General features: G+C 59.9%; 9 protein-coding genes. 7 read left to right on the forward strand and 2 right to left on the reverse strand.

Features of this window, described 5'->3' with window-relative positions:
- Positions 1–6: 6 nt before the first annotated feature.
- The 4 genes from J2Y86_RS22420 to J2Y86_RS22435 all read left to right on the forward strand — a co-directional run bounded on the left by J2Y86_RS22420 (position 7) and on the right by J2Y86_RS22435 (position 7,079).
- Positions 7–1,374: a DUF1329 domain-containing protein gene (locus tag J2Y86_RS22420; RefSeq protein ID WP_253436502.1), complete on the forward strand. Its 1,368-nt coding sequence runs from the start codon at positions 7–9 to the stop codon at positions 1,372–1,374.
- A gap of 140 nt (positions 1,375–1,514) precedes the next feature.
- Entirely contained in the window at positions 1,515–4,070 is a 2,556-nt protein-coding gene (locus J2Y86_RS22425; protein WP_253436505.1) for a LuxR C-terminal-related transcriptional regulator, read from the forward strand.
- 150 nt (positions 4,071–4,220) lie between these two features.
- Complete coding sequence (locus J2Y86_RS22430; protein WP_253436508.1) at positions 4,221–4,553, forward strand: hypothetical protein; 333 nt, start codon at positions 4,221–4,223, stop codon at positions 4,551–4,553.
- Between the two features lie 78 nt (positions 4,554–4,631).
- Entirely contained in the window at positions 4,632–7,079 is a 2,448-nt protein-coding gene (locus tag J2Y86_RS22435) for a dermonecrotic toxin domain-containing protein (protein ID WP_253436511.1), read from the forward strand.
- A 6-nt stretch (positions 7,080–7,085) separates the two neighbouring features.
- Here the strand turns inward: J2Y86_RS22435 and J2Y86_RS22440 are convergent, their stop codons facing one another.
- Positions 7,086–7,880 carry an IclR family transcriptional regulator gene (locus tag J2Y86_RS22440; RefSeq protein WP_253436515.1) on the reverse strand — a complete coding sequence of 265 codons (795 nt, stop codon included), beginning with the start codon at positions 7,878–7,880 and terminating at the stop codon, positions 7,086–7,088.
- A gap of 165 nt (positions 7,881–8,045) precedes the next feature.
- Here J2Y86_RS22440 and hmgA point away from each other — a divergent pair, with 165 nt between their 5' ends.
- The 3 genes from hmgA to maiA are packed head-to-tail and all read left to right on the forward strand — an operon-like array spanning position 8,046 to position 11,306.
- Positions 8,046–9,350, forward strand: coding sequence for a homogentisate 1,2-dioxygenase (gene hmgA / locus J2Y86_RS22445; protein WP_253436517.1), 1,305 nt, complete (start codon positions 8,046–8,048; stop codon positions 9,348–9,350).
- 3 nt (positions 9,351–9,353) lie between these two features.
- On the forward strand, positions 9,354–10,658 hold the full coding sequence (gene fahA / locus J2Y86_RS22450; RefSeq protein WP_253436520.1) for a fumarylacetoacetase: 1,305 nt from the start codon (positions 9,354–9,356) through the stop codon (positions 10,656–10,658).
- A 12-nt stretch (positions 10,659–10,670) separates the two neighbouring features.
- Complete coding sequence (gene maiA, locus J2Y86_RS22455; RefSeq protein ID WP_253436524.1) at positions 10,671–11,306, forward strand: maleylacetoacetate isomerase; 636 nt, start codon at positions 10,671–10,673, stop codon at positions 11,304–11,306.
- Positions 11,307–11,425: 119 nt separating this feature from the next.
- Here maiA and J2Y86_RS22460 read toward each other — a convergent pair whose 3' ends face one another.
- Positions 11,426–12,229, reverse strand: coding sequence for a SirB1 family protein (locus J2Y86_RS22460; RefSeq protein WP_253436527.1), 804 nt, complete (start codon positions 12,227–12,229; stop codon positions 11,426–11,428).
- Positions 12,230–12,271: the final 42 nt, after the last annotated feature.

A 12,271-nucleotide genomic window follows, 5' to 3' on the forward strand; every position in this document is an offset into this window, starting at 1 on the left:
ATTTCAATGCGCAAGATGATTCTGCAATGCGGCGTTCTGGCCCTGAGCCTGTTGGCCATTGATGTGATGGCGGCGGTGTCGCCGGAAGAAGCGAACAAACTCGGCACCAGCCTGACACCGTTGGGCGCCGAAAAGGCCGGCAACGCCGACGGCTCGATTCCGGCCTGGACCGGCGGCATCCCGAAAAATGCCGGCGCGGTGGACAGTAAAGGTTTCCTCGCCGACCCGTTCGCCAATGAAAAGCCGCTGTTCACCATCACCGCCGCAACGGTCGACAAGTACAAGGACAAACTCTCCGACGGCCAGATCGCGATGTTCAAGCGCTATCCGGAGACCTACAAGATCCCGGTCTACCCGACTCACCGCACGGTGGCCTTGCCACCTGAGATCTACGAGTCGGCCAAGCGCAGTGCGCTGAACGTGATGCCGATCAACGATGGCAATGGACTGGAAAATTTCACTGGCAATCGCTACTACGCGTTTCCGATTCCGAAGAACGGCGTCGAAGTGATCTGGAACCACGTCACCCGTTATCACGGCGGCAATTTGCGTCGCACCATCACCCAGGCCACGCCGCAGTCCAATGGCGATTTCACGGTGATCCGCTTCAAGGACGAGGTCGCCGTGCCTTCGCTGCTGGGTGATTTGAAGCCAGGGAGCGACGAGAACGTTCTCAGCTATTTCAAGCAGGAAGTGACGGCGCCGGCGCGGCTGGCGGGCAACGTGCTGCTGGTTCACGAGACCCTCGATCAGGTCAAGGAACCGCGCAAGGCGTGGATTTACAACGCGGGTCAGCGCCGCGTGCGGCGTGCACCGCAAGTGGCCTATGACGGCGTCGGTACATCGTCCGACGGGTTGCGCACCACCGACAACTTCGACATGTTTTCCGGCGCGCCGGATCGCTACGACTGGAAGCTGATCGGCAAGAAGGAAATGTACATCCCTTACAACAGCTACAAGCTCGACTCGCCCGACCTCAAGTACACCGATGTGATCAAGGCCGGGCACATCAATCAGGACCTGACGCGTTATGAGTTGCACCGGGTCTGGGAGGTCGTCGCCACGGTCAAGCCAAACGAACGGCACGTGTATGCCAAGCGGCACATGTACATCGACGAGGACAGTTGGCAGGTGGCGCTGGCGGATCACTACGACGGTCGCGGCCAGCTCTGGCGTGTCGCCGAAGGGCACGCCCAGTTCTACTACGATCACCAGGTGCCGGCCTATACCGTTGAAGCGCTGTATGACCTGATCGCCGGTCGCTACATTGCCCTGGGGATGAAGAACGAAGAGAAGCGCAGCTTCGAATTCGGTATCGATGCCAAAGCAGGGGACTACACGCCAGCAGCGCTGCGGAGTACAGGGGTGAGGTAATCATTCCTACAGCTCCTACAGAAAAAGGTGACTTTGCGGTCACCTTTTTTATAGGTGTCGATCAGTGTGTTGAATACTTCTTCAACAAGCTGTGTAGAGAGGGCTAGGGTGGCGCCACAATTATAAAAAGGCGCCCCACTATGACCGCCATGACCCCGTGTCTGGACCGTCCTGGACTCTTGCCCCGCTTGTCTTCCCATCACTTGTCTCGCGAGCGGTTGCTTGAGCCGTTACTGACCTCGGCGGCGCGGGTGAAACTGCTCTGCGCGCCGGCCGGCAGTGGTAAGAGTGCGTTGCTCATCGAATGCCTGCTGCGGGCACCCGAACCGTGTCGCGTCTGTTGGCTGCCATTGGCGGGCGCGTCATTGAGTGCCGGCGAATTTTGCCAGCGGCTGGCTCAGGCGTTGGGATCGGGCTCAGCGGACGAACCCGGATTGCTGGCGTACCTGGCGCAATTGCAAACGCCGACCTGGCTCTGTCTCGATGACTATTGCCGCACGCCCAACCCCGAGTTGGATATTTTGCTCGACCGGCTATTGGCGATCAGTAACCCGGTGATCACCTGGTGGCTGAGTGGTCGCCGCCGCCCGTCCTGCAATTGGCCACGGCTGTTGCTGGCTGACGAACTGTACGACTGCGAGCGCGCCACGCTGGCCTTCACTCAAACTGAAATCGCCCGACTGTTGCATCACCTGGAGCCGGAGCAGGCGGCCAAGCGTGCCGGCAGGATTGTCGAACTGAGCGGCGGCTGGTGCGCGGGCGTGCGGATTGCGCTGCTGCAGAAATGCGACTGGTCACGCAACGAGCAACTGCACGGTCGACCCGACACGCTGCACGATTATCTAGAGCACGAACTGTTCGGCATCCTGACTCCGGAGCTCACGGAAGCCTGGCGGGTGCTCGCCCATCTGCCCCGCTTCAATGCCAGGCTGTGCGACCACTTGTTTGGTGCGGGAGAGGGCGCCCAGTGCCTGAATACGTTGCAGGCGCTGGGTTGCTTTATCGAGCCTTGGCAAGACTCGACAGACTGGCTGCAGATTTTCGCTCCCCTCACGCAATTGATGCGCGAAGAGCCATGGCCGCAGGGGCGCTCCTGGCACCGTCGTGCCTGTCAGTGGTTCGCTGCCGAACTGGACTGGAAAGCCGCGTTTGAACAGGCCTTGTTGGCGGAGGAGTTCGAAGTCGCGGTCAGCCTGTTGCAGCATTTCAGTTTCGAGCACCTGTTCGAGGAGCAGACCGTGGTGCTGTTGCTGCGTCTGCATGAGCAGCAAGGCGAGGAACTGATGTTGTGCTCGCCGCAACTGGTGGGGTTGATTACCGCGGCGTTGCTGTTCGCCGGGCGATTCGAGCAGGCGGGGGAATGCATCGAGCATTTGTCGCGTTTCATGCCTCAGCCATCGGCGCTCCAGCAGCGACAGCTGATCGCACGTTGGCAGGCATTGCAGGGTTGGCTTCTGCATCTGCTGGGACATATGGAGCCTTCGCGGACGCAATTGCTGGAAGCCCTTGAAAACCTTGGCCCGGACCTGTGGGGCGCCCGGCTGATGTGCCTGTCCGGCCTGACCCAGCAAGCACTGCTCAGGGGGGAGCTTGATGTGGCGCAGGCGATTAACCGCGAGGCGTTATGCCTGGCGCGCGCGCAAGGTTCGCTGGTGTTTGAAGGGCTGCTGGAACTCGATCATGCGCAATTGCTTGAGCAACGGGGAGCGTCCTGCAGGGCCGAACACTTGCTGGCCAACATGCACGAATTGCTCGCCCAGCGGCAACCGCTGGCCGAACCTTTGCTCGGACGGATTGCCTTGCGTCGCGGGCGTTTGAGCCTGTGTCAGGGACGGGACGCGCAGGCAGCCGAACATTTCGAAAGCGGGCTGCAGATGTGCCTGCGCAGCCAGGACAAACGCGTGCTTTACGGGTTCCTCGGCCTGGCGCAACTCGCGGCCAATCGACTGGACTACGCCCAGGCCTTTGTACTGCTGCGTGACGCCGAACGATTGATGCAACAGCGACGGATTCCCGAAACGGTTTACCGTGGCGTCCTGCTGCAGATCAGCAGCCATTTCCGGTTACAACAGGGACGCCCGGAACTGGCTCATGAAGCCTTGACCCGGGTGCTGCGTCACTATCACGGCCCCGATGCACGTCAGGCGCCGCCGGCGACACTGGAGCTGATCCCCAGCCTTGAATACCTGCTGGTGCTGACCGATGTTTATCTGGGGCAGGCGCAGTCACCGGTGGAACGGCTTGAATGTCTGTTGCAGTCGGCCCGGCAGCGGGGGATGTCGGGGCTGCAAGCGCAGTTGCACCTGGCACTGGCCGAAGTCGCCTGGTTGAAGGGTGACCTGCTCATGGCGCGCCAGTCGTTGCAGGAAGGAATGGCGCTGATCGAGCGCTGCAATCTGCAACAGACTTTGCGCGATCTTCAGCTGCGCCAGCCACGGCTGCCAGACGCCATCGGGCGTGCCGAACCGGGTCACCCTCCAGAGTCGGCGCCCTCGCTGCAGAACAGGTTGAGCCAGCGCGAAATAGAAGTCCTCGAATTGGTTGCGTTGGGTAACTCCAATCAACAAATTGCCGATCAGTTGTTCATATCGTTACATACAGTAAAAACCCACGCGCGGCGGATTAATGGAAAGTTGGGGGTGGAGCGTAGAACCCAAGCCGTAGCCAAGGCGAAAGTGTTGGGGTTAGTTGTTTAAGTGTTTGTGATGATTTACGAATGCACACAAGTTGCGGGGTGTACTTCCAGCGTTTGGCTGTTTATAAAGTGTGCCTCGGCCCGGTCAAATTGATAATTATATTTTTTAATGTGGGGGTCGACTGATTATTTACTGAAAGGAAGCAAGTGAATGAAAAACGAATTACTTGAAGCCGTGAGCGAAGAACTCGGCAAGCTATTCAAGGACGCAGGCTACACGATCAATGTGGATGAAACCTATATCACGTCTGTGGTCATCAATGATCAGGGCGAACAGGTCGTTGATTATTCCGAGAGTTTGAGTTGGGCGATCATGGAGAAAGTTCAGGCAAATGAATTGCCGGCTTTCAAGGAAAAATACGCAGGGGTATTTACCGAGCGGTGGACGTATGATTCTGCCTTTAAAGTAGAGTGGCTGGATGTTGAGCAAGTCAACTTGTTCGGGCGTGCGGTGGTTGAATCCTGGCGACGAAATAATCACTGAGTGATCAGTACGGTAACGCCACCAAGGCTGGCGGCGTTACCGGGCTATTTATGTTGAAAAGTGCAAAAGGAAGCGCGCATGAGTATTCAAGTTTTGGAAAACAGTGTTCAGGAAAAACATCTACGACCGTCCACGCGAATGCTGGCAGGACAACCGCAGCAAATTCCCGATTGGCTGGAGCGAGCCAGTGAAGAAGATCGCCAGTATTACTTCGACACCGAGCAGGCGTTGGCGAAAGATGAGCAAGCGGTGGATGAACTGCTCAGTGAAGCCAGGTCTCTCAGGGCTTTCGCCGATTTTTATGCGAGGGAGTTTGTCAGGGTTCTCAGCGGCGAAGTGATCGATCCACAGCAGGTCTTCGTCAGCGCCCGCCATACGTTTTATGTCGGCCAGCAGAAAGTCGTTCAGCGCAATCGCCTGACCCTTCCGGAGTTCATGCTCAACGGTTTGTATGACCCCTCGACCGCCCCGCTGGAGATTGCCCTTGAAGGCGAAGCGCTGCCACCCGGCGTGACGGGGCAAGACCTTCTGGACGTGCTGGCCGACACCAGCATGCGTTCGCTGTACTCGGAAAAGTTTGAACAGAAGTACAGCAGCGAAGAGGTACTTCGCGCCTTGCAAGCCCGCCTGGACAGCCGCATAGCCCTGAGCTTGTTCAGTGCGAAACTGCAGGGACACCTCGTTGATGACAGTCTGAAGATTGTTGATCTGGCCAGCCGGAAAGCTGAAGGCTATTCGGCAGGAGAACTGTCGTTCGATGGCTGGGGAAAACCTTTTCATGGGCTGATTGTTTATTGCGGGCCGGAAGGCGAGGCCGGTGTTTGCGTGCTTTATGCGCCACAGGGGCCTGGTGGCAGAACGTGGCATGAGTTCCCGTCCTTCAGGCAATTGAACCAGCACATGGCCGACTGGGTGGGATCGCCGGCAGGGCGCAACTTCCTGAGCCGACAGTCTCACGCCACTGAGCGAGAAAGCATCGAATCGTACATGCGGTTGGTACTGGATCTGCCCAGTCAATGGCGTGGGATCAAGCACACAGCCTGGCCCGAATCGGAAGGCGCCGTGCTACGCGACAGCGTGTTGCTGGGTATCGATTGGCTGCGAGGCGAGCTGGAGGCCGTCACCCCCGTCGGATATCGCTCCGCAGCGTCCTATCACCGGAAATACTTCGCCCGTCTGAACACCGAGCTCAAAGCGCTGACCCGGCTGGCCGGCCACGAAACCAAACTGATCAGTTATGAGAAGTTTGCCTTCAATCTGGTCAAGAAGATGGCGGACGACCTGATGGCGGACCACGGCGAGGCCGTGTCGGTCGATCCCGATCTGATCATGGTGGAACTGGACGACTCGCAATCGATGACGCTGACTCAGCTCATCATCAAAGAGCATCACATCACCGAAGAAGGCGGGCCGGTGCATAACCCAGGCATTTATCCGCGAATTCGCCTGTTGCCGGGTCATCCGCCGATGTCGAACTTGCTGGATGGCTACATCGCCAACTGGTCGAAAGCGCTGCGTCCGGGTGAAAAATATATCGACATGCTGAATTCGGATTATCTGGATGAAGGCTCGGCCGACTATGCCTTCAGACGTGACGTGTATGTCGCTGTACAACGGCATGAAATGCACCGGGGCGCATTGGCCGAGCTATTCAGTGGCGCGCTTCAACGCGACCAGTACAACCGGATCGAACAGGCCATTGACCGGCTGTACGAGCCGGAATCCACCGACCCCATCGAGGCTGACTATCCCGATTCCCCCCTGCGCGACGGTGTTTACAAGTTTCATATGGAGCACCGCAAGATTCAGGGGGTTTATGTTTTTCGCCTGATGAACAACGGCGTCGCTGAGGATCTGTTGTATACCCCGCATGCGCCGGATGGCCGATGGTTCCGACCGTTGGCTGATTTCTCGAGGTCGATAAAACGAGGCGGCCTGGGCAATTATTACTGCAAGCGTGCCCGGTTCACTGACCAGCGCGTGGTCAAGGCCTACGTTGAACAGGTCATGGGCAGCAACAGGGATGTCGAACCGCCGGCGCTGCAAGTCAATAGCCGGGTTTTCGACTTCTCACTGTGCTATCGGGACATGATCGCGCAGATCATTAACGGGGTGGATGCCCAGACCAGCAGTCTTATCGAAATTGTTGCCCAGTTGTCCTATGACGCTGCGGTGGGGGCAGTCGCCGTCATAGGCTGCATTTTCCCACCCATCGGTCTCGGGTTGAGCGCCGTGGTGATGGCGAAAGCGGTCTTTGAAGGCGGGCTGGCGTATTACGAGGGTGACCACGAAAAAGCGTTTTCCAGCTATCTCGATTGCATGCTTGAACTGGCCACCTTTCGCATCGGCAAGCTGGGGTTCTCCCAGGCGCAGAAATTGATCGCCAAGCGATTGGGCGATGTGAATACCTGCATGAGCGTGGTCTCTGCTTGCAGCGGCGTAACCGTGGATTTGTCGGTGATCACCGACCTCATGAAGGAGGCGTTGGCTGAGCCTGATTCCAGCGAGCAGACGCTGCTGGAATAAACCCGACTAACCGGGTACGGCCGTCGGCTCGTAGCCCATCCGCCAACTCACGGCCCGCGTCGCCGCCAGCAACCGCTGCGCCGCCGGGCCGTTTTCGTCGGCGTGGAACAGCGATGTCGGGCCGACAATGGTCATGACCGCCGCCACGTTGCCGACGGCATTGAAAACCGGTGCCGACAAGGCATCGACGCCCGGCATCAACAAACCATGAACATGATGCAGACCGCGTTCGCGGATCTGTTCGCACAGCGTGGCATAAGCCTGATCGTCTGCCAGCGCATGGGTGTTGGCGTTTTGCAGCTCCTGCTCGCGCAAGTCCACGGTTTCCCGCTTCGGCAGGAAGGCGCCGAACACCAATCCGGTCGACGAACTGAGCAACGGCAGCACCGAACCCAGTTGCGTCACTACCGTCACCGCGCGCACCGCCGGTTCGATATGCACCACGGTCGCGCCTTGATTGCCCCACACCGCCAAAAAGCACGTTTCGTTCAATTCATCGCGCAACTCCGCCAGGGGCAGGGCACCGACTTTGAGCACGTCCATACTGTTGAGTGCGGCCAGCCCCACACGCAAGGCCTCGCGACCCAGGCCGTAATGATTGGTGGCGGTGTTCTGCTCGGCAAAACCGCTGGCGATCAAGGCCTGCAAATAGCGATGAACCTTGCTCGCTGGCATCTGCACGTGCTCGGCCAGGCGCGACAAGGACGTCGACGGCGACAGCTCGGCCAGGGCCTTGAGGATGTCGGTGCCGACCTCGGCCGAGCGGACTTTCTGTTTGTCGTTGTTGCGCGGCGTTTCCATGGAGGCGGTCTGATCCCGGGACGAATGGGCGTCTTTATAGCTTGACGGTCAATACCAATCAAATTACGTTGTGCGTAATTGAATTACGATAAAAATAACCCGGGCGCGCCAGGACCTCTGAAACAGAGTGACAGGCCATTGCCCACTCCCTGTTCAGGAGGCTCCATGAACCTCGATTCAACGGCGCCAGCGCTGGCTTACCAGTCCGGCTTTGGCAACGAATTCAGCAGCGAAGCGTTGCCTGGCGCACTGCCCGTCGGCCAGAACTCCCCGCAAAAAGCGCCGTACGGCCTGTACACCGAACTGTTTTCCGGCACTGCATTCACCATGGCCCGCAGCGAAGCGCGGCGCACCTGGATGTACCGCATTCAGCCGTCGGCGAATCACCCGGCGTTCGTCAAACTGGACCGGCAACTGGCCGGCGGCCCATTGGGTGAAGTCACCCCCAATCGCCTGCGCTGGAACCCGTTGAATATCCCGACCGAGCCCACCGACTTCATCGACGGGCTGGTGAGCATGGCGGCCAACTCGGCGGCGGAAAAACCGGCCGGGATCAGTATCTACAGCTACCGCGCCAACCGTTCCATGGAGCGTGTGTTCTTCAATGCCGACGGCGAGTTGTTGCTGGTCCCGGAACAGGGACGGCTGCGCATCGCCACCGAACTGGGCGTACTGGAACTTGAGCCGCTGGAAATCGCCGTGCTGCCGCGCGGTCTGAAATTTCGCGTCGAACTGCTCGACCCGCAGGCGCGCGGTTACATGGCAGAGAACCACGGCGCGCCATTGCGCCTGCCGGACCTCGGGCCAATCGGCAGCAACGGCCTGGCCAATGCGCGGGACTTCCTGACCCCGGTCGCCCATTACGAAAACCTCAAGCAGCCAACCACCCTGGTGCAAAAATTCCTTGGCCAATTGTGGGGCTGCGAGCTCGATCATTCGCCGCTCAACGTGGTCGCCTGGCACGGTAACAACGTGCCGTACAAATATGACCTGCGCCGTTTCAACACCATTGGCACGGTCAGCTTCGACCATCCGGATCCGTCGATTTTCACCGTCCTGACGTCGCCGACCAGTGTTCATGGCCTGGCCAATCTCGACTTCGTGATCTTCCCGCCACGCTGGATGGTGGCCGAGAAAACCTTCCGTCCGCCGTGGTTCCACCGCAACCTGATGAACGAATTCATGGGCCTGATCAAGGGCGAATACGACGCCAAGGCCGAAGGCTTCGTGCCCGGTGGCGCGTCGCTGCACAGTTGCATGAGCGCCCACGGTCCGGACGGCGAAACCTGCACCAGGGCGATCAACGCTGAGCTGGCCCCGGCGAAAATCGACAACACCATGGCCTTCATGTTCGAGACCAGCCAGGTGCTGCGTCCGAGCCGATTCGCCCTCGACTGCCCGCAACTGCAAACCAACTACGACGCCTGCTGGGCCACGCTGCCCGCCACTTTCGACCCGACCCGGAGATAACCCATGACTCAGACTTCCATCACTCGTAGCTGGGTCGCCTCCGCCAACGGCCATGCGGATTTTCCGCTGCAAAACCTGCCGCTGGGCGTGTTCAGCGTGAAGGGCGGTGCGCCGCGCAGCGGTGTGGCGATCGGTGACCACATCTTTGATCTGGAAGCGGCGCTCGAAGCCGGCCTGTTCGACGGTGCGGCAAAAGCTGCCGTCGAAGCCACCCGTGGCGGTCAGCTGAATGCGTTTTTCGAGCTGGGCCGCGAGGCTCGTGTGGCCCTGCGTGAACGCCTGATCGAATTGTTCCAGGAAGGCAGCACCCTACACGGCAAGATCGAGGCCCAAGGCGCGAAACTGCTGCCGCTGGCGGCAAACTGCGAGATGCACCTGCCCGCGAAAATCAACGACTACACCGACTTCTACGTCGGCATCGAGCACGCGCAAAACGTCGGCAAACTGTTCCGTCCCGACAACCCGTTGTTGCCGAACTACAAGTACGTGCCGATTGGTTATCACGGTCGCGCGTCGACCATTCGCCCGTCCGGCACCGACGTTCGCCGTCCGAAAGGCCAGACCCTGCCGGCCGGCCAGACCGAACCGACCTTTGGCCCGTGCGCACGCCTGGATTACGAACTGGAACTGGGCATCTGGATTGGCCAGGGCAACGAGATGGGCGACTCGATCGCCATCGGTGACGCCGCCGAACACATCGCCGGTTTCTGCTTGCTCAACGACTGGTCGGCGCGGGATATCCAGGCCTGGGAATACCAGCCACTGGGGCCGTTCCTGTCGAAAAGTTTTATCACCAGCATCTCGCCGTGGGTCGTGACAGCCGAAGCGCTGGAGCCATTCCGTCGCGCGCAACCGGCGCGTCCTGAAGGCGATCCACAGCCGCTGCCGTACCTGTCCGACAAACGCGATCAAGCCGCTGGCGCCTTCGACATCGAGCTCGAAGTGCTGCTGCTCACCGAAGCCATGCGCGAGCAGAACCTGCCAGCCCATCGCCTGACCCTGAGCAACACGCAACACATGTACTGGACCGTGGCGCAACTGGTGGCGCATCACAGCGTCAACGGCTGCCAGTTGCAGGCGGGTGACCTGTTCGGCTCGGGCACGTTGTCGGGGCCGGAAAGCGGTCAGTTCGGCAGCCTGCTGGAAATCACCGAAGGTGGTAAGAAGCCGATCGAACTGGCCTCCGGCGAGGTGCGTAAATTCCTTGAAGACGGCGACGAAATCATCTTGCGCGCCCGTTGCAGCCGCGACGGTTTTGCCTCCATCGGTTTCGGCGAGTGCCGCGGCAAAGTGCTGCCGGCGCGTTAAGAGGAACGGGTCATGGAACTCTATACCTACTACCGTTCGACCTCGTCTTACCGGGTGCGCATCGCGCTGGCGTTGAAAGGGCTGGATTACCAGGCGCTGCCGGTCAACCTGATCGCACCGCCCGGTGGCGAGCATCGCCAGCCAGCCTATCTGGGCATCAACCCGCAAGGCCGTGTACCGGCCTTGCGCACCGATGAACGCGAGTTGCTGATCCAGTCACCGGCGATCATCGAGTACCTGGAGGAACGTTATCCACAGGTACCGCTGCTGTCCAAAGACCTCGCCGCCCGCGCCCATGAGCGGGGCGTGGCGGCGCTCATCGGCTGCGATGTGCATCCGTTGCACAACGTCAGCGTGCTCAACCGGCTGCGGCAGTTGGGGCACGATGAAACGCAGGTGGTCGAGTGGATTGGACACTGGATCGGCCAAGGGCTGGCGACGGTCGAGCAGTTGATCGGCGATGAAGGTTATTGCTTTGGTCCGACGCCAGGTCTGGCAGATGTTTACCTGATCCCGCAGTTGTATGCGGCTGAGCGCTTTAACATTTCACTTGAGGCGTACCCGCGGATTCGTCGGGTTGCAGCGCTCGCCGCGACACACCCGGCCTTCATCAAGGCGCACCCGGCGAACCAGCCAGACACCCCTTGACGCCTCACACCGACTCCAATGTGGGAGCGGGCTTGCTCGCGAATGCGGCTTGTCAGTCGACATTTACGCTGCTGACACACCGCTTTCGCGAGCAAGCCCGCTCTCACAAGGTTTTGCTATCAATGGACGATTGAGTTTGGCGGCAGGTGCCCCAATCGCTCGGTCAACCGAATCCGCTGGATCGGGTCATCGCTCAGCAGCAGCGCATGCTCCAGATCGAAACGCTCGGCATTCGGGCAGTCCAGCCGTTGGTAAAGGCTGGCCCGGGCCAGGTAATCGGAGGCGCTCGCGTTGCCCAGTTCCAGCACACGCTCGGCGTCGATCAACGCACCAATGTAATCATCGTGAGAAAGGTGCAACTGGCGCAGGTTGCGCGACAGTCGCTGCAGCATCTGCACCGGCTCGGCGGTGAGTAAATGCTCGGCGCTGAGTTTCATGTTCGGGCCGTACTGGCGTTGCAGCAATTCACGGCAATCGTTGGGGTACAACCGGCGTCCACCGCAAGGGTCGAGCAAATGATCGGCCCCCGGGACCCGCAGCAGGAAATGCCCCGGGAAGTTGACGCCGACCAGGGGGATTTCCAGGCCCCTGGCCAGTTCCAGCGCAATCAGCCCGAGTGCCAGCGGTTGACCGCGCCGGCGCTCCAGCACTTTGTCGAGCAAGGCTGCTTGCGGACGCAAGGGGGTGAAGTCGTCCTGGGCGAAGCCCAGGTCATTCAGGCGTCGCAACAGGGGTTGCGCCAGTTCGCTCACCGGCAGCATCGGCAGGCCATAACTGACGCGTTGTTGCAGATCCTTGAAGTGGGCCAGCACCGCCTCTGGATTCACTTCCTTGTCATGCTCGACGCACATCCACAGCGCTGCCTCGAACAGCGCCGGCGGTGATCGTTGCAGACAGTCGAAGAAGCGTTGGCGGGGCGTCATCAAAATCTCCGGGGAATGCCTCGTTTTAGCCTCGTCTGCGGC

Source organism: Pseudomonas migulae (assembly GCF_024169315.1).
Lineage (GTDB): Bacteria > Pseudomonadota > Gammaproteobacteria > Pseudomonadales > Pseudomonadaceae > Aquipseudomonas > Aquipseudomonas migulae_B.

Bases quoted from the DNA above. Each gene is read 5' to 3' on its own strand.
- J2Y86_RS22420 (WP_253436502.1), top strand. From the start codon at position 7: ATGCGCAAGATGATTCTGCAATGCGGCGTTCTGGCCCTGAGCCTGTTG.
- J2Y86_RS22425 (WP_253436505.1), top strand. From the start codon at position 1,515: ATGACCGCCATGACCCCGTGTCTGGACCGTCCTGGACTCTTGCCCCGC.
- J2Y86_RS22430 (WP_253436508.1), top strand. From the start codon at position 4,221: ATGAAAAACGAATTACTTGAAGCCGTGAGCGAAGAACTCGGCAAGCTA.
- J2Y86_RS22435 (WP_253436511.1), top strand. From the start codon at position 4,632: ATGAGTATTCAAGTTTTGGAAAACAGTGTTCAGGAAAAACATCTACGA.
- J2Y86_RS22440 (WP_253436515.1), bottom strand. From the start codon at position 7,880: ATGGAAACGCCGCGCAACAACGACAAACAGAAAGTCCGCTCGGCCGAG.
- hmgA (WP_253436517.1), top strand. From the start codon at position 8,046: ATGAACCTCGATTCAACGGCGCCAGCGCTGGCTTACCAGTCCGGCTTT.
- fahA (WP_253436520.1), top strand. From the start codon at position 9,354: ATGACTCAGACTTCCATCACTCGTAGCTGGGTCGCCTCCGCCAACGGC.
- maiA (WP_253436524.1), top strand. From the start codon at position 10,671: ATGGAACTCTATACCTACTACCGTTCGACCTCGTCTTACCGGGTGCGC.
- J2Y86_RS22460 (WP_253436527.1), bottom strand. From the start codon at position 12,229: ATGACGCCCCGCCAACGCTTCTTCGACTGTCTGCAACGATCACCGCCG.